At 42.0% G+C, this 20046-nt stretch carries 17 protein-coding genes and 1 tRNA gene; 6 read left to right on the top strand and 12 right to left on the bottom strand.

All coding sequences use genetic code 11. The features are described from left to right. Window positions 1-12 precede the first annotated feature (12 nt). The 5 genes from ICN30_RS08805 to dusA all read right to left on the bottom strand — a co-directional run bounded on the left by ICN30_RS08805 (window position 13) and on the right by dusA (window position 3212). Entirely contained in the window at window positions 13-783 is a 771-nt protein-coding gene (locus tag ICN30_RS08805) for an SUMF1/EgtB/PvdO family nonheme iron enzyme (protein WP_216274933.1), read from the bottom strand. 321 nt (window positions 784-1104) lie between these two features. Then, window positions 1105-1314 carry a BrnA antitoxin family protein gene (locus ICN30_RS08800; protein ID WP_068949841.1) on the bottom strand — a complete coding sequence of 70 codons (210 nt, stop codon included), beginning with the start codon at window positions 1312-1314 and terminating at the stop codon, window positions 1105-1107. A gap of 11 nt (window positions 1315-1325) precedes the next feature. Next, window positions 1326-1604, bottom strand: a complete 279-nt coding sequence (locus ICN30_RS08795) for a BrnT family toxin (protein WP_216274931.1) — start codon at window positions 1602-1604, stop codon at window positions 1326-1328. 346 nt (window positions 1605-1950) lie between these two features. Continuing rightward, a tRNA-His gene (locus tag ICN30_RS08790) sits at window positions 1951-2026 on the bottom strand. 64 nt (window positions 2027-2090) lie between these two features. Next, on the bottom strand, window positions 2091-3212 hold the full coding sequence (dusA, locus tag ICN30_RS08785) for a tRNA dihydrouridine(20/20a) synthase DusA (RefSeq protein ID WP_216274929.1): 1122 nt from the start codon (window positions 3210-3212) through the stop codon (window positions 2091-2093). Between the two features lie 77 nt (window positions 3213-3289). On the opposite strand from dusA, the gene ICN30_RS08780 reads away from it, so the two are divergent. After that, window positions 3290-4420: a site-specific integrase gene (locus ICN30_RS08780; protein WP_216274927.1), complete on the top strand. Its 1131-nt coding sequence runs from the start codon at window positions 3290-3292 to the stop codon at window positions 4418-4420. 110 nt (window positions 4421-4530) lie between these two features. Here ICN30_RS08780 and ICN30_RS08775 read toward each other — a convergent pair whose 3' ends face one another. The 4 genes from ICN30_RS08775 to ICN30_RS08760 are packed head-to-tail and all read right to left on the bottom strand — an operon-like array spanning window position 4531 to window position 12469. Beyond that, entirely contained in the window at window positions 4531-6330 is a 1800-nt protein-coding gene (locus tag ICN30_RS08775) for an AAA family ATPase (protein WP_216274925.1), read from the bottom strand. A 2-nt stretch (window positions 6331-6332) separates the two neighbouring features. Beyond that, window positions 6333-9374 carry a type I restriction endonuclease subunit R gene (locus tag ICN30_RS08770; protein ID WP_216274923.1) on the bottom strand — a complete coding sequence of 1014 codons (3042 nt, stop codon included), beginning with the start codon at window positions 9372-9374 and terminating at the stop codon, window positions 6333-6335. 15 nt (window positions 9375-9389) lie between these two features. After that, complete coding sequence (locus ICN30_RS11770) at window positions 9390-10736, bottom strand: restriction endonuclease subunit S (RefSeq protein ID WP_216274921.1); 1347 nt, start codon at window positions 10734-10736, stop codon at window positions 9390-9392. Then, a complete protein-coding gene (locus ICN30_RS08760) occupies window positions 10736-12469 on the bottom strand; it encodes a class I SAM-dependent DNA methyltransferase (RefSeq protein WP_216274919.1) in 1734 nt (577 codons plus the stop codon). The genes ICN30_RS11770 and ICN30_RS08760 overlap by 1 nt, the downstream gene beginning before the upstream one ends. Before the next feature lie 181 nt (window positions 12470-12650). Here ICN30_RS08760 and ICN30_RS08755 point away from each other — a divergent pair, with 181 nt between their 5' ends. Both ICN30_RS08755 and ICN30_RS08750 read left to right on the top strand, forming a co-directional pair. Beyond that, window positions 12651-12953 (top strand): hypothetical protein, encoded by a 303-nt coding sequence (locus ICN30_RS08755; protein ID WP_216274917.1) that lies wholly within the window; start codon window positions 12651-12653, stop codon window positions 12951-12953. After that, the gene (locus ICN30_RS08750; RefSeq protein ID WP_216274915.1) at window positions 12953-13297 is read left to right on the top strand and encodes a DUF333 domain-containing protein; all 345 of its coding nucleotides are present in this window, start codon (window positions 12953-12955) and stop codon (window positions 13295-13297) included. Before ICN30_RS08755 ends, ICN30_RS08750 begins: the two co-directional genes overlap by 1 nt. Window positions 13298-13300: 3 nt before the next feature. On the opposite strand, the gene ICN30_RS08745 is transcribed toward ICN30_RS08750, so the two are convergent. Both ICN30_RS08745 and ICN30_RS08740 read right to left on the bottom strand, forming a co-directional pair. Next, window positions 13301-13618 carry a hypothetical protein gene (locus ICN30_RS08745; protein ID WP_216274913.1) on the bottom strand — a complete coding sequence of 106 codons (318 nt, stop codon included), beginning with the start codon at window positions 13616-13618 and terminating at the stop codon, window positions 13301-13303. Between the two features lie 13 nt (window positions 13619-13631). After that, the gene (locus ICN30_RS08740; RefSeq protein WP_216274912.1) at window positions 13632-14861 is read right to left on the bottom strand and encodes a hypothetical protein; all 1230 of its coding nucleotides are present in this window, start codon (window positions 14859-14861) and stop codon (window positions 13632-13634) included. A gap of 1932 nt (window positions 14862-16793) precedes the next feature. On the opposite strand from ICN30_RS08740, the gene ICN30_RS08735 reads away from it, so the two are divergent. The 3 genes from ICN30_RS08735 to ICN30_RS08725 all read left to right on the top strand — a co-directional run bounded on the left by ICN30_RS08735 (window position 16794) and on the right by ICN30_RS08725 (window position 19657). Further along, window positions 16794-17771, top strand: a complete 978-nt coding sequence (locus ICN30_RS08735; protein ID WP_216274910.1) for a hypothetical protein — start codon at window positions 16794-16796, stop codon at window positions 17769-17771. Between the two features lie 69 nt (window positions 17772-17840). After that, window positions 17841-18164, top strand: coding sequence for a helix-turn-helix domain-containing protein (locus ICN30_RS08730; RefSeq protein ID WP_216274908.1), 324 nt, complete (start codon window positions 17841-17843; stop codon window positions 18162-18164). Next, window positions 18164-19657 (top strand): primase-helicase family protein, encoded by a 1494-nt coding sequence (locus ICN30_RS08725; protein WP_216274906.1) that lies wholly within the window; start codon window positions 18164-18166, stop codon window positions 19655-19657. The genes ICN30_RS08730 and ICN30_RS08725 overlap by 1 nt, the downstream gene beginning before the upstream one ends. 105 nt (window positions 19658-19762) lie before the next feature. On the opposite strand, the gene ICN30_RS08720 is transcribed toward ICN30_RS08725, so the two are convergent. Continuing rightward, window positions 19763-20046 (bottom strand): hypothetical protein (locus ICN30_RS08720; RefSeq protein WP_216274904.1); only part of this gene is annotated, 284 nt, incomplete at its 5' end.

Genomic DNA, 20046 nt, shown 5'->3' with positions numbered 1-20046 from the left:
TGTTTCATGGGATCAGCTAACGCAGCGAAAGCCTATATAAACCACGCCAATATCGGCGGGCTTGGATTCCACATCAGACTCTTTTTGTCTTTCTGGGCCGTACCACCAGGAAGCGCCACGAGTAATAAAGCCACCATTGCGCTCAGTAGCAGTCCACTCCCAAACGTTGCCACCCATGTCCAACAAGCCATTGACTCCTGGCTTAGTGGTACCTGTAGGCACATGACCAGTGCCGCGGTTTAATGCGCCTGCTGGCGCTACACCCTTATAGTCACCGCATCCGCTTAAGCAATGCGAGACCTCTGGAGTAGCTCCACCTGGAAATGGATAACGTTGACCCTTGGTATAGCCAGTTGGAGGGGTTTCTCTTTGCTCCAAAAAAGCTGCAGATGTCCACTCAGCTTCAGTAGGTAAACGTTTGCCATAGAAACGGCAAACAGATACAGCTTCAGCTTGGTTTAGATGCACTGCAGGCTCACTCGCTTTCGCAGGAACACCATAAGGGGTTTTCCAAGTCCAGCCCGGCTTTTTCACAAAGCCCGCTTCATAAGAAAGTCCGCCGCCATTTTTCTCTGCCTCACTTACAAAGCCAGTAGCATCAGAAAAGGTTTTGACATCGGCAATCGTCATCTCAGTTTGATCCCAAGACACAGTGCCCACTTTTACAACGGGAATGGTTGATGCAGGAGCACTAGTTGCAGTGGATGGTCGCAACATGAAATATATCGCGATAACAGAAAGCAATAAGCCAAAAAGAATAGGTAAAAGATCGAATTTTTTCATGGATGAAATCGAGAAAAATAAAAAAGCTCCGCAAAGGGAGCTTTAGGATACTGCAGTATTCGGTGGGGCGAACGACGGGGCTCGAACCCGCGATAACCAGAATCACAATCTGAAGGCTTATATCAAGAGAATATGGCTTACAAGGTGATTCATGGTTACTTTTTCAATTTTTCAACTCAATAAAATCAAAGGGTTACAAACCCTGGTCACCATGAAAAGATAAATTCTCTTGAGCAAGCTGAAGGAGTCTATTTTAAGATTTCAACAGCGATCAACAACTGCCATCGGCCAGGGCTCGGGATATTTAACCCAATCTCCAAACTACTTCCAGCTAAGGTTTAACTTCTTATGAGATGCCGCACAATCACGCAAATAGAGATTGATGAGGCTTTGATAAGGAATGCCCACTTCTTCTGACACGGACTTAAAGTAGCTAACAGAATCTTCGTCTAAACGAATCGTAATAGGCTTCTTGAGCATAGAAGCATATGGATTTTTACGGGCTTTTGAGAAATCATATTCTTTACGCATGTTCATCACCTTTAATAAGCTTTTGACTCTTTAGGCGTCGCCTTACGAGCCGAAATAATACGAATGGTATTGCCTTCACTTCGATAACAATGGCAAACCAAAATTATCCGAAGAGCGTGGCTTACACCTAGCAAAATAAATCTGTCTTCATCCTCCGAATGATCGGGATCGGAAATTAATTTGGCACCCTCATCAGAAAACACAGATTTCGCTTCTTCAAATGAAACGCCGTGCTTTTTCAGATTAGCCGAAGCTTTTCGGGCCTCCCATTCAAATCTCAATGAAGTCATATTTACATTGTACATACATATATGAGGGCAAGCAACTGGGTTAAATAACTCGCAATAAAATAATCTTATCCACAAAAAGCAAAAGCAAATACTCTGCATAAGTAGGGCGTTGCTGAATTTGGTAACTTGAGGCCGATTGCAGCCGACCAGTCTTTTGATACTCCGACTTGCATCAACCTGATTAGATGCGAAACATAAGTATCGCTATCTGGTTGTCGCACAGGAAAATATGATCCTGAGCACTTGAAATGAGGCTTATCTGAACTTAAATGAGAAAAGTAACCATGTGGTTACTTTTTTGGAACCCCTTTAAGGCTTCTAAAAACCTTAAGAGCCATATAGAATATGGGGCGAACGACGGGGCTCGAACCCGCGACAACCAGAATCACAATCTGGGACTCTACCAACTGAGCTACGTCCGCCACTGAAGACATAGATTATAGCTTTTGAGGCAAAACCCTGTCAAAAATGGCTTGGAATCAGGGTTTAGGCGCTTTCAAAATCAAACGCAGCCCAATCCCCAAGGCACAAGCTCGCATCGATAAAGAAATCCAAAATAGCCGCTTTGCTTTGAACTTTAGCCAGTGCATGGTGATCAGAAAGGCGCTGGCGCCAGTAACGGGAGCCAGCCCTACCGTGTGCCAAGCCCAAAATATGGCGGGTAAATGCACCGATATAAAAAGGCTTTCCTTTGGCCTGACATTCATCAAACCAAGCCTGCACCTGTTTCACCAATGCAATCTGAATACGATGCCATTCGGTCTCGCTAAAGAGGTAGCCAGCAGCATCGCCATCGGTCTTGATCATGTCATCCCAACCCAAAAGCAACGCTGGAAAATGATAGGCTGCCCTGCCGACCATAAAGCCATCAAAGTCATCCCAATGGCCAGCAATTTGGTCGTTGGTTTCTAGTCCGCCATTCAGCAGTACTTTGAGATTCGGAAACTGCTTTTGCGCATCTAGACGAAGCTTGGCTGCTACCTCATAACGTAATGGTGGTTTACTGCGATTCTCTTTGGGAGATAAACCCTTAAGAACAGCATTACGTGCATGAATAGTCACCTGACTTGCGCCAGCATCCGCTACTGAGAGAATAAAGTTGAGAGCAAATTGATAATCTGCCTCTGAATTAGCAGCGTCCATGGAATCTAAACCAAGTCGATGTTTTACTGTAATTGGGGTATCGACTGCAGCCTTCATTGCTTTAACGCAATCAGCAACTAGCTTAGGCTCGGCCATGAGGCAAGCACCAAAGGCACCGCGCTGCACACGCTCTGATGGGCAACCGCAGTTGAGATCAATCTCGTCATAACCCCACTGCTGGGCTAACTCTGCAGCTTTAGCTAAATCGGAGGGTTCCGATCCACCTAATTGAAGAACGACGGGATGCTGGTCTTGTGAATAATCCAAATGACGTGGCACATCCCCGTGAATAAGAGCGCCGGTAGTCACCATCTCGGTATAGAGAACCGCCTCTTTTGTCAGAGTCCGATGAAAAGAACGGCAGTGACGATCCGTCCACTCCATCATGGGTGCCACGGCAAGCCTCTTAGGGCTTATTTTCTCTATCTCATTGATTTTATTGGGGTTAAATTCGTTGTTATTCATAGTTTTTGGTCTTAAATTGCCCTAATTCCCCAACTCATGCTCCCTTTTTTGCCCCAAATCCATTTAAAATGAGAGTCATGGAAAAGCAAAATGATTTTATTACGGAGCTAAATGGCGTCAAAGGATCGACCTTTAAAGTTCGGATTAGGCAACGTTGCCCCTTCACAGGGGAGACTTTCAAAATCTCCAAATCCTTCAAAACACGAAAGCAAGCAGAATCCTATAAGAAGATAACGCTTGCGGAGATTTTACAAGGAACCTTCAATCAAAATAAAAAAGGTGAGCTCACCCTTGCCGACCTGATTGACCTTTACCTCAAAGAACTTGGGCACAACTTTAGACGCTCAAAGCTTGGCGCCTACAAGCTAATTAAAGATACCAAGTTAGCTAAAAAACGTATTGATAGTCTGAGCACCCAAGATCTCATTCGTCACGGAAAAGAAAGGCAGCTGCCAAAATTTAAAACCCTAAAGAATGGGACGGTAAAAGAACTGCCGGGAGCTGGTGGCAGCACGATGAATGCTGAATTTAGTTATATCGGTACCGTTCTGAAATGGGCAAAGGCAGAGCAATACGCCGTTAACGAAACCCTTATCACCGAATCTCGAAGAGCGCTTGAGATGAATTATTTGATTCATGATGGAGTTGAGCGATCCAGAAGGCCATCCCAAGATGAGCTTGATCGCTTGATTAATTATTTTGAAGTTATCAGACCCGAGCGAAATATTCCTCTTGGTATATTGATTCGTTTTGCCGTAGGAACTGGGCTTCGCCTAGGCGAGATTCTGAGGCTCGAGTGGAAAGAGCTCAATGAAGCCAATAAAACTATTTGGATTAGAGATCGAAAAGATCCCAGACAAAAAGTGGGGAAAGATAATGAAATTGCCCTGATCTGGCAAACCGGATATGACACTTTCGAAATTTTGATGGCGCAAAAAGGAAAGCATCCCGAGCTAGTCTTCCCTTACTCTGGAGATACTGTCTCTAGCGTCTTCCCAAGGGCGGTTCGCAGGCTTGGAATTGAAGACTTGCATTTTCACGATCTGCGTCATGAGTTTTGTTCCCGCATGGTTGAATATGGATGGACCATACCTAAGATTCAAGTAAATAGCGGTCACAAAGATCTGCGCTCTATGCAGCGATATATGAATATGGTTTCAAAAAATCTGCATGAGGAGAAACCAAAGAACTGGATTTCCCTTGGTTAAGTAATTTTTGTAGCCCTTATCGCTCTAAAATGCAACCACTAAAGGAATGGCGATGGCGGGGCAAATAAGAGGTAGCCATAAAAATTAGCAAGCCTCATGATGGAGGGAGTTTATTTTCCGTTTATAAACGATTCAATAAAATCGAAAATAATAGAAAACCCCTCAAAATGCGATTTATTAGCTTTTGATACTAGCCAGTTACAAATGTTACGTTTTTCATCGGAATTAATTTCCAATTTTTCAGGTATGACAGAGTTCACCCCTCTGATAACTTTATTATGTGCCGGGGTTATATCTATAAATCTTGGATTTTCTTGCCTCAATAACTCAATGACATCTTTCGAGAATAAATTCTCGATGCCCTTCTCAATAGGGTTTGCATATTGCGGAATTACCTTCAAATAATACCCATCTTGTGTTTGATCATTTTTTGAAACATCGCAATCATAGAGAAGCATAAATCTAACTGCAAAAGCATGAACAATCGGTGTTTTTGCAACACCATGAATTTTATTCAGCCCACCAAATCCTCCGGCGTCTCTTAATTCAATAGCATCTAAAATGTTTTGCTTTCCAAGAAGGGCTGCTGCTTTATTGATGTAATCTATATCAATAGTTCCCTCCACAAATACTATTGGCTTTGTGCTCTTATTTACTATGAGCTGCAAGTTCTGAGCGTCTTCAACGCTATCAAACAGTGATTCAAACTCAGAAAACTCAGAAGGTTTAATTAATCTTGCATCAGGCAATTCAATAATATCGAATCCCTCCAAGCCAAGCTGCTTATTCAAGCCGAGTATGAAAAACGGCGAATGCGTTGTAAGAATAAATTGTATTTTTGGGAAAAGCTTAATTAATTTTGGCAAAAATTGAGTTTGCTGAACAATATGAAGATGTGCATCAACTTCATCAATAATGACTATTCCGCAAATTTCAGCTAGCGGCGTATCTTGCTGCGTTGACAAATCAAAATCTCGAAGTATTGATAAAAACAGATTTAATAAAATTGATTCGCCGGTTGAAAGTTGAAAAATATTCTGAACCAAAACTTCGTTGCCAGCCATTACAGATATTTGTCGATTTTTTCTGTTTGCCACACCAATTCTCAGGTGCGCACCGCTCTCCATAAGGATTTTTCCAAGAATCTCATTGATGCCTTCAAGCATCAAAGTATTCTGCCCGACGTAGTGTGTAAGTTGCACTGTTGGCGTTGGACCGCTTACCCCTTGCGGCAATGGCATATCCATAAACTTTGCTTCATTTACATACTTATCTAGCACCACATCCAAAACCCAATCCTGATTTTTTTTAAGTGGATTAGTTTGAATAATTTCACGATTTGATATTCCGCTTACTCTTCTTAGCTCAGAAAAATGTGCTTGAATTTTTAAGTCATCCTGATTTAACCAAGCAGGCTCTTCATACCTATTCACTGGAAAATAAATCGCAACAGAATCAGAGAATATTTCATTTACCTTATCTGATTTTTGACTTGCATTTGTTGAAAAGTAAGAATTTTCGTGTTCTGGAATATCTCCCCAAAAATCTAAATTAGGCACAATTCCTGCGTTTGATACAAAATCCTTCTTTTTGCAATTCAATGTCCAGTCAGATACATATAAATCGTTTTGAAATTCAACTTTTGAAAAAGAAAAAGCTTCTCCTATTGATATATATAGCGGACTTCTGTATTTATAGACTTTGCCATTGTTAATTTCGACATCTTCAAACGATTGCTGCTTAATAGTTATTAGCGCGTTTATTAGATGGGCAAGGACTATTGATTTGCCGGAGCCATTTAAGCCGACTAACACGAGGGGCTTAGGATTTCCATTACCAAGAAAAGAAAAATTAAAATCAAATGATTTTATTGGCCCAAAATTTTTGATTGTCAGCTTTTTAAAGTACATAGCTATATTCTTGATCCATTAATTTCATTAAAAACACTCTTAGCAAGCAAGTCTTTGAACCTTGCTCTTAGCCTGTCATCGTTTAACAATTTTGTCGTCATCGCTCTATGGCTATCCATACTTGAAATTAAGTTATCAAGCATTTCCTCCTCAAACTTAGGAGATTGACTAAATTGGTCTTCGCTATTAGCCATTGCTTGCTTGCGAAGCTCTTCGTTATCAAGCATCTTGCTCTTTGCATTATTAAATAGATTAATCCTATCAGTGTCAGTAATTTCTGGGAATAAATCATTGAGCTTTCCAAGCAATTCCTCTAGCTTGACTACTTCGGGGTCTCTATAGACACCGCTACCAGCGTCACCGCCGCCCTTAAGCTGTTCTCCGCCGCTTAATTTAATTGATTGGGCCTTACCAGCCTCTAACTTGTAATGGGTCATCTCAAGGCCAGCAAGGTCGATTGGTAGACGACGATTCTCTGGCTTAATTAGCGGAGCTAAATGCCTAAAGAATAGGTACTTAGCTTCTAGGTCGGTATCTGCGTAATTGACGATTTGAGACAGAAAATCATAGAAACGACAAAATGTTCCTAAGTCTTTTTCAAAAAGCGCCAATCTATCTAGCTCTTCTTTATCGTCCTTGTTTTCTGCTGCATTAAAGAGACCATTAAAGCGTGAGACCGGCACTGATAGAGCGGCTTGAATATCTTGCTGCTTTGCCTTTGGCTTGCGATAAGCTTCAACAAAGTTCTTCACATCTTGCTCTGAATATATACCCTGTTTTCCTAGCTTGGTTTCCAAGTCATAAACCTTATTGGGATCCGTTGTCGCGAGTAACTCAGTTGTCTCGTAGTACGGCTCAAACGCCAATCGAATGGTTTCTGTATCGTTTACAAAATCAAGCACATAGGTAATGTCTTTGCCAAATGTCGTTCTATTGAGTCTTGATAAGGTCTGAACGGCTGTAATGCCATCAATACGCTTATCCACATACATTGCCATCAGCAATGGTTGGTCAAAGCCAGTTTGAAACTTGTTGGCAACAATAAGAACCTTGAACTCGTCCGTGGCAAAAGCCTCACGAATTCCCATACCTTTTTGTTGTTTATTCATATTGCCTTCGGTGAACTTCTCACCACCATACTCAGGGTCCTCTACATCGCCAGAGAACGCCACTAAGGTAGCAAGCTCTTTTGAGTAGCCTTGAGATGCAATGTACTTGTCCATTTCAATCTTGTAGCGAACCGCGGCTTGCCTGGAATCCGTCACCACCATCGCTTTAGCCTCCCCATTTAAGCGCCAAGCTACATTAGCTCTAAAGTGCTCAACAATGATGGCTACCTTTTGGGAGATATTGTGTGGATGCAGTCTTACCCAACGAGCAATTGTTTTTGCCGCATCAGACTTATCGACCTCTTTGTCGTCCCAATCCTTGCCATTATGAGCAAGTTTGTAGGCAACTTTATATGGTGTGTAATTCTGCAATACGTCAAGAATGAAGCCTTCTTCAATGGCTTGCTTCATGGTGTACTGGTGAAACGGCCTTGGCATTCCGTTGGCGTCTTTTCTACCAAATAACTCCAATGTCTTAGCTTTTGGAGTGGCAGTAAACGCCAAGAAGCTCACATTTGGCGGTAGCGCACGGCTTTGCGTTTCTCGCCCTAGGTAGTCCTCATAGGATTCATCATCCTCAGCCTCTACTTGTTCAGAACTTAATGCTTTGCGCAGCTTTCCAGCCGATGCACCTGTCTGTGAAGAGTGCGCCTCATCGGCAATTACTGCAAAGTTTCTCTTGGATAGGTCTGCCGTCTCTCGAATCTCTTTCAAAATGAACGGGAAGGTCTGCAAAGTGACCACGACTATCATCGCACCACTTCGCAAGGCTTCAACGAGTTGTCCTGATTTAGAGCCATTCTCTGAATCAATTGAAACTACCAAGCCTGGTGTTTGGGAGAATTGATTAATAGTATCTTGTAGCTGCTCGTCAAGAATCGTGCGGTCAGTTATCACGATGACGGTATCAAATATCTTTTGATCTTTCGCATCATGAATCGTTGCCAACTTATGAGCGCTCCAGCCAATCGTATTGGACTTACCGGAACCGGCTGAGTGCTGAAATAAGTAATTCTTCCCAGCGCCTTCTTCTCTTACTGCTTCCACCAATTTAGTTACCGCATCTAACTGGTGATACCTTGGGAAGATCATCGTTTCTTTGATCTTCTTCTCACCATTCTTTTCGATTACTTCTTTGCGCTCTAATTGAATAAAGCTTTCAAGAATCTTTAAGAATTGGTCCTTTTGGAGAATTTGCTCCCATAGGTATGCCGTTTGGTAACCATCCTTATTCGGAGGGTTACCTTTTCCACCATTAAAGCCTTTATTAAATGGCAGGAAGAAAGTATCCATTCCAGCAAGCTTTGTTGTCATCCACACTTCAGATGTAGATACCGCAAAGTGAACTAATGCGCCACGCTTGAACTGCAAGAGCGGCTCAATCTGCTTAGTTTGTGGATCCTTAGGATTTCTGTCGGTGCGATATTGATTCTTCGCATCATCAATGCCCTGCGTGAAATCGGTCTTTAACTCCAAGGTTGCAACTGGAATACCATTTACAAAGAGAATCAAATCAATTGAATTGCGGTTATGAGCAGAGTAATGAACCTGTCGCATGACTCGCAGACGAATCTTGTCGTATTTCGCCTTTGTTTCTGGGTTAAAGCTATGGGCTGGCGCAAATTGAATCAATTCAAAGCCGCCTGATCCCGCTCCAGTAGCTTTAAAACCCTTGCGTAGCGCATGTAAAGAGCTTTCGGTCTCCATTACCTTTACTAAGCGGTCAAGAGCCACACTCTCGCTTTTACCGTTATGAAAGCTCTTTAAGCGAGCCCAAGCTTCAGGCTGGGTGTCTTGTATCCAGCCAAGCAAATCTTCAGGGAAGATTGCGCGCTCTACGTCGTATCCGGTGTCGTCCTTGGAATACAACCAACCATGTGACTTTAGATAGTCACAAAGGTCATTCTCAAATTCAATTTCATTGTGTATAGCCATTTATTTTCTTTCTTATTAAGCTAGCTCTCTTACGTCAATTTTTCCAGTTACCGCTGCAGATATGAGGCTTGCGCGATGCTCTTGCAGCAGCGATACAGATTCTTTCGACTTGCTCACCAATTCGTTCATTTTGTTGCAAACAGCATCAAGCTTTTTACAAATTACATGCTGCTCATCGATTGTCGGGAGTGGAATAGGCAATCTTGCATACTTTTCTGCACTAACATTCTGAATTGTCGACTGAGATTGAGTTCCTAAAATGTACTCCCAGTACATATGAGATTCGGTTATATATTTTAAATACTCCGGAAGAATTCTTGTTGAATCAACAGAAGCTTTAATTAGGTATCCAGCAAAGCAGGATTCCCCATAAGCACCATCAAAAATAAAACTCTTCCCTACCGTGCCGCCACTTCTTGCAAATAAAATATCTCCATGCTTAAGTATGTATGGAGCAGCTAATTCTGGGTTCAATGTTTTTATAGATTCATTTTTAAGGTTTCCATCGGAATCAATATCAGTAATCCTGATGTATCTTGGCCAACCCTCTTGCCCAGCATCTCCAGATTCATTGGCTCCGTATTGAAGAGATTCGTTTAGTAAGAATTTAAATTTAGTAACCTCCCAATGAGCAGGTATTTCCCCATACCATTCGACATTGGATTCCTTAAGGGGGGTGTTTTTATAAATACCCCTAGTAATATAGTTACTAATTAATGCTTGCCGCTTTTCCATTAATAGCGAAATTAATTTTTCTTGCTTCTGAATCAATTTGTTGACCTTAAAATTGATTTCTTCAAGAAACCCAGATATTTTCATTTGCTCGTCAACTGGGGGGAGCGGTAGATATTGAATGTTTAACTTATCAATGGGAATCTTCAGTCGAATGGTATTTAATTTCCCAGATAGCTCAGTTTCCTTCATGAGAATTCCATTGCCGAGCCCCAAAAGACTTCTTTGGAATACCGTTGATGAAAATATTTTGTCGTAGTAACCAATATTTACATCGGCATTTCTCGCATACAACATGTAATAGACGGGGCTAACTGCTCCAAAGTACTTCGATAGTCCCACTGAACCAGCTACAACGTTCATGCTGTTTAAAACAATATCGCCTGGATAAGCCAACTTGTACGAGCTAATGTCCTCTTTCGCTTTATTACCACCACCACCGCGTTCAGCGTAAGGAATAACCCCTCTATCCATGGTTAGCGAGAGTATATCTTTCGTTTTTATCGGACTATTCTTCTCAATCCTTTCAACAAGGATTGACTTAATTGATTGAAATCCCCAATGCGAAGGTATCTCCTGAATCCAGGGAACATCAACAGCCTTGTATTTACTATATCGGGCAAAAGTCACTACGATACCTCTGACAACAAAAATTGTATTTCCGAAATAACTAGTTTGAGCTCGGCATCGATTTCATTAAGCTCACGAGGTGGTTTGTATTCATAAAAATGGCGTGTAAATGGAATTTCGTAGCCAACTTTTGATTTAGATTCATCAATCCATGCATCTGGTGCATGCGGCAAAACTTCGCGTTTGAAATACTCTTGTATATTTTCTTTGAGGGGCACATTTTCAGTGTCACGCAAATCAGCGTCAGATTGAGGTTTTCCTTTTGTTTTACCTTTGCTTGACAAAACCACCATTCCTGAAGCATCTCTTAGTGGTCTCTCCACAGTAATGGATGTATATCCAAAATCATTACCCTCAAAAATTTTTGATTCCTTTGTTTCCTTAAAATTGAAATAAAGGTTACCAATAGTTTTGATATCCGAATCAGATAATTCTTTACGCTTTGATCCAAGGTTCTTGCGCATTTTCTGATAGAAATCAATCCCATTAATTAACTGGATTTTTCCGTTCCGTTCTTTAGATTTATGATTTGAAAGTATCCAAATATAAGTTGAAATCCCCGTGTTGTAGAACATATCTGTTGGCAGGGCAATAATTGCCTCAAGTAGGTCTTGCTCAATGACCCATTTCCTAATTTCAGATTCGCCTGAACCCGCTCCACCACTAAATAAAGGTGAACCATTAAGTACGATTGCAACCCTTCCGCCACCCTTTTCTGGTTCGCGCATTTTTGAAACTAGATGCAAAAGAAATAAAAGACTTCCGTCTGATATCCGAGGCAACCCCGGGCCAAAACGTCCCGCAAAACCCAAGCGATCGTGCTCGTACTTCACTTCCTTTTCAGATTTTTTCCATTCAACTCCAAATGGCGGGTTGGAAATTCCATAGTCAAACTTAGCGTCAGCATGACCATCATTTGATAGTGTATTTCCAAACTTAATATTCGAAATGTCCTGACCTTTAATCAACATGTCACCTTTACAGATGGCGAACGATTCTGGATTTAGCTCTTGACCATGAACGATTAAGGTTGCATCTGGGTTTAAGCCATTAGGGCCAGTTAGATATTCCTCGGCAATAGATAACATGCCGCCGGTTCCTGCCGTCGGGTCATAGATGGTTCTAATGACGCCAGGTTTTGATAAGGCTTCGCTATCAGCATGAAGCAATAGATCAACCATGAGACGAATAACTTCGCGTGGCGTGAAGTGTTCCCCCGCTGTCTCATTAGAAAGTTCAGCAAATTTGCGGATTAGTTCTTCGAATAAGGTTCCCATGCCCGCATTGCTGACCGCATTAGGATGCAGGTCAACTTCGGCGAACTTCTTAGTAACCATAAACAACAAACCGGCCTCATCGAGCTTTTCAATTTGCTTGTCGAACTCATAGCGCTCAAAAATGTCATTGACGTTACTTGAGAAGCCATTTATGTAGTTGAGTAGGTTTGACTTGATATGGGCTGGATCAGCCAATACCTTGTTCATATCTAAGGGTGAGCTGTTATAAAAGGATTGCTTTGAAATCCTATTTAGGAAAGGGGTTGGGTCTACACCCTCTTTTGTGCGTTTTTCGTACTCTGCAATCACCTGAATCTTAGTTGGCTCTAGGATGCAATCCAAGCGACGCAGGACAGTAAACGGCATGATTACCTTGCCGTAGTCGGACTGCTTGTAATCACCCCTCAAAAGGTCTGCTACAGACCAAATTAAGCTTGATAAATTTTGTTCGCTCATATTTCCTAATTTTTATTTTTTAACCCATGCTGGCAGGGTTTCTATGATTATTAATATATTCTCTAAATATATTAAATATTATCTAATTAGTTTAACTTGGCGCCAGTCAATTAGACTGATAACCATACCTGCTAATCGATGAAAATGGGCTGCGGCGTCCAATCCTCACGTGGAGATTTCAATGAAATATCTTGTTACCTTACTATTAGTTTTTCCTGCCTTTGCATCGGCCCAAGCCATTTACGATGCCAATGGTCTATACAAAGGCTATACACAAACAACCCCTTCGGGTGTAACAACCACCTATACGCCTAGTGGTCAAAGTGTGGGTTCATCCCAAATTGATAATGGGCAAACAAACTACTACTCACCTAATGGTGCGTATGCAGGAACAAATACGACTACTCCAGCCCCATCAGTCCCAAATACTACAGTTAATACACCGCGTCAGGCACCACAAGCACCGGTTATGAAAGGCTGGTGATGGTAAGCGCCAAAGATCTTAAGCGTTACCAGGCTGAGGAATTCATGAAGTTGCTACCCCATCTTGAGCGGATACTCGCCTTTAGCTTCCTTTTTGCCTCTGGGGCGGTAATGGCTCAAAGTGTAGGTATGCTCGCAATGGCTAACCCAGCTTCAGCCCACTGCGCCTCTGCCCAAGGCGGAAGTTTGTTTTTAATGACTGATTCCAAGACCGGCGGACAATATGGGCTTTGTAGGATTAATCCAAAAGAGGCTTACGAGGAGTGGTGTCTCTACAGGAAGGACATGAACATCGACACCAAAGACTGCCCCAATCTAATCATTCTTTTGAAGGATGAAAAATAAGTCCTAGCCCAAAGACCTCGTAATATTGAGTTCTACATCCCACTCTGGGGACTGACCTTCTTTGATCGACTTGGCATATAACTCTTTAGCAGAAATCGCAAAGCCACTTGGCCAGATGAAAAGGCTGGAATCATTGGCAACTACACCCTGAAAGTATTCACCGTTTGGGTAGGCAAAAAACTCTTTGGCTTCCTGCTCGGTCATCTTGAAGTGCCCTTCCATAGGAAATACTCCCGCTTCAAAATTGGCAAAAGCCAGCAACAAGAAGTTGCTTTTAGTTGGGGCGTACCGCATCTTGGTACGGCAAGTTATGAGCTCCATTTGCTTACTCAAATTAAAAATAGTTAAAAGAGGACTCAATCATTAACCTCTTGGCGTATTCCAAGTCATCTCCATTCAACTCGTAGCACTCAGTTTTTCCTTCAAAATGAATTGTTGGCAAATATTTTTTATGCGCAAAAATTGAGTTTTTGAATTCTTGCTCAAGCGGCAATAATTTTGAAATAACCCCCTCCACTACAAGCAACTCCTTAACTGTAAATTTAGCCCTCAATCCTGAAAATCTTGAAGAAAAGGTTGTTGTAGTTATCCCAATTTTATAGACATTGCTTTTCCCGTCCATCTCAAGCTTGGCCAAATAAATGGAGATTTTTCGATTAGGATTTTCGCTAGCCATCCGAGCATTAAGAACGCCATTTGCCTCACACCCTGAATTACCTTTATTTTTATAAATTTGAGATAACGTCATCCCTTTTTTTAGCCGCCTCTTTAAAGTCACTTTACCTATCCCCACAATCTTCAAAAACTCTGCTTTAGTGGGAATTTCTGGCCCACCTTCCGGGTTGAAGTAATAGCCATCTTCCCAAGAGTCGATAACACCAAGGCAATACAGGATCTGATAATTAGTGATGCTTTTGGTTGGAAACTCAGTTAACTTTGATAGGAAGGTCGAATAACCAACTGCTGCCCTCGATTTATTAGAATTCCACAAACTATATTTATCCTTGTACCCTACTCCCTCAAAAAATACTGGGTGGCCTCTTGGTTTTTTGAAGCTCTTTACTTTTGGGCGGGTCGGTTCATTTGACACCAATTCAAAGTTCCCGGGCTCCGGGATGGAAATTTTATCGATTGCGACTACCCGATCATCACTCCCCCTCGCCCTTCTCATAAACCGCGGATCAAAAGCCTCCTCCACAGAATATCCAGAGACATCCATTCTCCTTAGATATTTTTGCCTCGCAGTAAGGTCGTATGTAATTTTTAGAATTGAGAAGATCTCTTTCAGTGTGAGCATCTCACCCTTAAATTCAAACACCCTTTCTCTATAATTTCTTTTTTTCTCAGCTGGGGATCGGGCTTTTTCTTTTTTTTGCTTATGCACCCATGTGGCTACCAAAACCTCAAGCTCACTCGGGCTGTCTAGGAGTGGATCTTTATAAATCCTTCTTTTTACAAAGGCATAGAGAGTATTGAACTTAAAATTGTGATTGGGGTAATCTCGCTCAACCCTTGCGGCGAGCGATATCGGCGGACTGAGGCGGTCTTCTGAACTCTGATACATAAGATAGCTCGATGGAGCATTTATGTGTGACTCAGAAAACCATTTCGACTCATCAACCCCGCGTCGAATTCTGGATCTTATTCGTGCTAGGTTGCGAGTATTAATTTCACAGCCGAATTCCGTCATAAACTGATTCAAAGACTTCTCAATTCCCCCAAAATTAATGATTACGCCACCTAACATTTAGTCCTTTGTATTTAGTCTAAAAATACACCAAAATGGTGTAAGTTATTGATATATATAAGATAATTAATACCAATATTTATAACATATTTTTAATTTTTTCTTTAATCCAGATAATTTTTATAACCCCCATATGAGATAGGGTTATCTTCAAAAAAGATCTCGCATACCCTGCTTATCTTGTTTGTTGCCCTAGAGTCATCCTCATAAAATGCAAAGGCCCCATGGCAAAAAGGAAGCGGGAATTCATTACCGCGATCCGTTCATTGGGACAATCACTGCGCAGCCGCCTCGGTCGAGCGAGAGCAAAGACCTCAGTGGGATTGATCCGTTTTGTGGATCAAGCGGACTGTAGGCGATAGCCATTTGACGGAAATGGCGAAGCAAGCAGGGAACTGCCGACAGTTTTCTTTTGGGGGATGAAAGGGAAAGAGTTTTTGGAAGCAAAAAACGATTTTTCCCGACTCAGCATTCAAAAGCGCCAGACATAACAACCCGTTATGCGGCATGAACTTGTGAATGCGAACAGCTCATAGACCAGAGTATTTTCTGGTTCATGAGCTGCGTATAAGGTGTTGGTTATGTAAAGCTGACAAGGGGTTGCCCCAAGATCCAGCCGAAGGCTCTAGAAAGCTTTTAAAGGCTCCCTGAGCACCTTTACAGCTAGCTAATGAATAAACGGCATCACCGAATCGGCAGAGACCCTGCAGAAGCAAAATTTATGACCGCCAGGGAATGAATTGAGCAAGCCGACACCTCATCACTCTCCTCCGCGCTAGCTGAGATAAAAAATGGTGGGCCCTATCTAGGATTACCCATCATCCGACTGAAAACACAAGATGCGCGTCCACACCATTACCCATCACCAGCAGAACAATTCGATACAACTCGTGTCCACACCTTCTTTGAAATAGAGTAATTCTCAGAACTTGAAAATCTCCTTGCTTTTGAGTTTGGGTCCATCCGGTTTTAAACAGAGCGTGTCCACACCACCACTCATTACCAGCGGAACGATTCGATAGAACTCGTGTCCACACCTTCTCGGATATTGGGATTTCTAAATTACGGGAGTGAGTAATGAGCGATGGGATAACTTAGGAGAGTGCGTGTCCACAGCATCTTTGAAAATAGGAGATTCCGTGCAGGGAAGTTGAGGGCAAAGTTTTTGGAGGCGGGTCCATAAAAGCGGGAGCAACATTGCGAACACCAAAACGATGAACTTGGGCGGACGACATACATAAAAGCACAACCCCTTTAGGGGAAGTGAATGAGCTTGCGAATGACCTTTTTTATGGCGTCGCCCCCTAACCCAGGTGCTACCTTGTTGGATTGAGTTTTTACCCCCTCTTTTTATCGTCACTGTTTAACTAATACTTCTGCGCGATTTATCGTCGAGTATTTAACTAGGTAGAAAAAAAGAGCCGTTTTATAGCAATCGAACTGGCACTTTTACGCTTCTAAGTCATTGATTGTTCGTTGCAGTTTTTACCAAAGTCGATTTTTAGCCAGATTCAAACATCAAATTAATGGCCAATTCGATTTCAATTAATGGGCAATTACAAAAAAAAGCAAAGCCAAAACAATTAGTTAGGTGGCTATTGGAATGGCCAATTGCAAAATAATTAATGGGCAATTAGTGAATTTATGTTCGAAAAAGAGGTGGATCGTACTGATCCATGAATCGTGTTTTTTAATCGTCCACAGATGTACCGCTTGACAATTTATACTTTATCCGATATAGTATTAAACATGAAACAAAAACCGCAAATTTCAAAGTCAATGGATTTGGCATCCACAACAAGAGATCTTGATACATGGCCAAAAATATCAACATTCATGATTGAGACTGATGAATGCGAATCTTGGAAGCAGACACATCGATCTTTTACAGGCTGGGTTAAAGACTTTGGCACATCGATTGGACTCAAAGAGGGCATTGTTTGGCGCTACTTTACAGCTGGGAAGTACTTTCAAGAATTAAGGGTGCTTCTCAATGATCAAGGCATATCAACCCCAACGCTAGATAAGTTATCTCCAAAGGTAAGCCCTGAAAATTTGGAGATTCTGTCTAAGCTAGAGCGCGCAGCACCAATTGATTCAATCATTGAATTAGCAAATAAAGTGCTCGACTCTCAAATCACTAGAAATGAATTGAAGAAGCATTGGGCTGTCTATCGCCCTCTTCTGCAAGGTAAAACAGCTCGAGGCTTAGGTGTTACGACCCCTAAATTAAACCTTTCAAGCCCACAGCAGATGGACGGCCTTGCACACGCCGATATTGCAAAAGCTCTTTTATTTAGCAAAGGCAAATGGACGGGTTGGAATACCCCCTCTCTTTTCCGCCTCTTTTTTGACGTTACTCCAGATCATGGGCCTGCCGAGGAATACGTCGTGTTTGATGCTGTGGCGGTCGTGAAGAGAGACGAAATAAGCCCTGTTGAAATTCATGGAATTGAAATTACAACTTCTGCTATGGTTTTCGGGCTTTCAAAACACCTCCTAATGGAAAAGCAAAAGCCTTATTGCGACTACCTTTGGATAGCCATAAAAGATAAAGAACTCCTCCCACACGATGGGCAAATTCCAAAAAATGTAGGCCTCATAACGGTAAGTAAGGGGGTTATTGAGATTGTGAGCGCCCCAAAAGAACTTAACGTTAGAAGCCCTCAATCCCTTGATCTAGCTAAAGGCTTGCTGCTCCAATTATTAACTCACCAACCTTCATGAAAAATAAATAAAAACCTTTAAATTAATTACCTTCGGCAAGCTAACTATGAATACTTCGGATCCTAAAAAATGAGTCTAAAAGCACCCTCCCCAACAAGCGTCCTAGATGTGGCCCTCCAATACTTTGGCAACCGTATGGTTATCACGAAAGAGGAGGTATCCACTTATCTCGGGTATAGCCATCACACATTACAAAAAATGCTTGAGAAAAAGGATACGCCACTAAATGATATTTTCTATAAAGCGGGAAAATCATGGGTTTGCGATGTCAGAGATTTGGCCGGGTTTATAGAGGCAGATAAGCATAAGCACTTGGATTCCAGCCCCCTCAATATGAATGGCAAGGCTCGCTCCCCAAAGCATACCAATGCCTCCCAATGGAGAGGGCAATAATGAATAATCACCAACATATTGCTCGCCATTCTAACTATCTGGAGAAAAAGGAATGGGTAAAGCAAGTCAATGAAAGGGAAAATAAAAGTCAACGGCTTCAGTTGATTAACTTAAATCGAGTAATTGGAAATGACTTAAGTGAAGAAATCCCCATCACAGAAAAAATAAGCCTTGCGAACGCCCTTTTAAGGTTTGTTTACATAAATAAAGGCTCAAGAGTTGCGGATCTAGAAAATATTGGTCGAGATTTAAGGGTAGACGAATTTCATAATTGTTATATTGCAAGCCACCACTTTCTGGAAAATACCACCAGAGATGACAAAGGTAATGAAAAGTCGACCAAGACCGTTAAGCAAGTAACTAAAGAATGGTTCACCAGCGAAGATCGGAAGCAAGTTGATACTCAGACCTTTAAGGCTGGGGATCAATTAATGGTATTGGACCCAGAAGGCAAGACCGCCTTAAACCTTTGGAATGGTTTTAGAGAACATCCCGAAATCAAAGAGAGTGAAATGAGTTTGGCCTCGATATTTATTGATCACTGCCAGCTTATTTTCGGGGGCTCCACCAATAAATTTATAGACTGGTTAGCTCATATTCAACAAAAGCCCGGTGAGCTACCTCATTATGGCTGGATTAGCATTGCAACAAATACAGGGCTTGGACGAAACTGGATAGCCAGCGTTTTAACAAGGGTATTCGCGGGATATGTGGCGCCCTCATTTGATTTGCCGTTAATGCTTGAAACTGGGTTCAATGGAGGCTTATCAAGAAAAGTTTTAGCGATTGTTGATGAGATTCAAGAAGGTGGCAATGGGCAGTGGAAGCATGCCCAAAAACTTAAGACCATTGTGAATCAAGAATTTAGAACTATGAATCCCAAGTGCGCACCGATGCACACGGAATACAACGCCTGTCGTTGGCTGGTTTTTAGTAACCACCTAAACGCTATCCCACTAGATGAGACCGATAGACGTTTTGAGGTAGCTATCATTGAGGCGCAACCTCAAAGCCAGTCATATTATTCCAATCTTTATTCTCATTTAGAAAATCCCGCATTCATAGCCTCGGTCGCAAATCTTCTTAAGACGCGAAATATTCAAGGATTTAATCCTGGCGCAAGGCCCGAATTAAGTGAATCCAAGAAACGAATGATTGAAGAATCAAAATCGGAGTCCCAAAAACTAGCAGAAGAAATTGTTAAGTTTTGGCCTTTTGATGTAATTATTTTGGATGATATTTACGAAATCCTAACTACAACCTCAGCAGATAAATCAGTCAGACCCATATGCGATCAAGCTGGCATGGTCTCTTACCCGACCTCATTGAGAGTCTTCGGCAACAAGCATCGTTGCAGGATTATCAGAAACCATGACAAGTGGATCAGCTCAAGCTCAGGCGAGTTAAGGAATGAAGCGGAAAAGCGAGGGTGCAAATCCGCCAAGGACGTGATCCTAGATGCCATTGAAAAGGCCGGCTCTATTCCAATCTAGTTCTGGAACGCGGAACGCTTGGAACGTCAACTTAAGGTCATCAGTCAAAAATAAAAAATACTTCCCAGAGAAGGTAAAGTCGCGTTCCAAGCGTTCCGCGTTCCATTAACTACAACTAATATCCAAATACTGCGAATTTAAGTCCCTTTTGCCCTGGGGATTTTTTCTTGAATTAACATCACTCTGCCCGATAAGCGAAATGTTTAAGCTTGGTGGCTGAAAATAGATATGATCATCGTGGCAATTTAATAATAAAAACATGTGTGTATTCCAGTCAAACCCGTCACCGATTCCAGTCCAAACCTGCCACTCATTCCAGCGGAAAGTAGCCCACTCATTCCAGTAGGGGTAGTCAGTAGCAATAAAGAAAAGCCCATCAAATGATGGGC

It is taken from the genome of Polynucleobacter sp. 31A-FELB (assembly GCF_018882405.1).
Taxonomy (GTDB): Bacteria; Pseudomonadota; Gammaproteobacteria; order Burkholderiales; family Burkholderiaceae; genus Polynucleobacter.
Note: the sequence above shows the minus strand (reverse complement) of the source record. Positions and strands in the feature narration are given on the sequence as shown.

Coding starts and splice junctions, on each gene's coding strand:
- ICN30_RS08735 (WP_216274910.1), top strand. CDS start 16,794: ATGAAACAAAAACCGCAAATTTCAAAGTCAATGGATTTGGCATCCACA.
- ICN30_RS08750 (WP_216274915.1), top strand. CDS start 12,953: ATGGTAAGCGCCAAAGATCTTAAGCGTTACCAGGCTGAGGAATTCATG.
- ICN30_RS08770 (WP_216274923.1), bottom strand. CDS start 9,374: ATGGCTATACACAATGAAATTGAATTTGAGAATGACCTTTGTGACTAT.
- ICN30_RS08740 (WP_216274912.1), bottom strand. CDS start 14,861: ATGTATCAGAGTTCAGAAGACCGCCTCAGTCCGCCGATATCGCTCGCC.
- ICN30_RS08725 (WP_216274906.1), top strand. CDS start 18,164: ATGAATAATCACCAACATATTGCTCGCCATTCTAACTATCTGGAGAAA.
- ICN30_RS08730 (WP_216274908.1), top strand. CDS start 17,841: ATGAGTCTAAAAGCACCCTCCCCAACAAGCGTCCTAGATGTGGCCCTC.
- ICN30_RS08780 (WP_216274927.1), top strand. CDS start 3,290: ATGGAAAAGCAAAATGATTTTATTACGGAGCTAAATGGCGTCAAAGGA.
- ICN30_RS08760 (WP_216274919.1), bottom strand. CDS start 12,469: ATGAGCGAACAAAATTTATCAAGCTTAATTTGGTCTGTAGCAGACCTT.
- ICN30_RS08745 (WP_216274913.1), bottom strand. CDS start 13,618: ATGGAGCTCATAACTTGCCGTACCAAGATGCGGTACGCCCCAACTAAA.
- ICN30_RS08805 (WP_216274933.1), bottom strand. CDS start 783: ATGAAAAAATTCGATCTTTTACCTATTCTTTTTGGCTTATTGCTTTCT.
- ICN30_RS08795 (WP_216274931.1), bottom strand. CDS start 1,604: ATGACTTCATTGAGATTTGAATGGGAGGCCCGAAAAGCTTCGGCTAAT.
- ICN30_RS08775 (WP_216274925.1), bottom strand. CDS start 6,330: ATGTACTTTAAAAAGCTGACAATCAAAAATTTTGGGCCAATAAAATCA.
- ICN30_RS08800 (WP_068949841.1), bottom strand. CDS start 1,314: ATGCGTAAAGAATATGATTTCTCAAAAGCCCGTAAAAATCCATATGCT.
- dusA (WP_216274929.1), bottom strand. CDS start 3,212: ATGAATAACAACGAATTTAACCCCAATAAAATCAATGAGATAGAGAAA.
- ICN30_RS08755 (WP_216274917.1), top strand. CDS start 12,651: ATGAAATATCTTGTTACCTTACTATTAGTTTTTCCTGCCTTTGCATCG.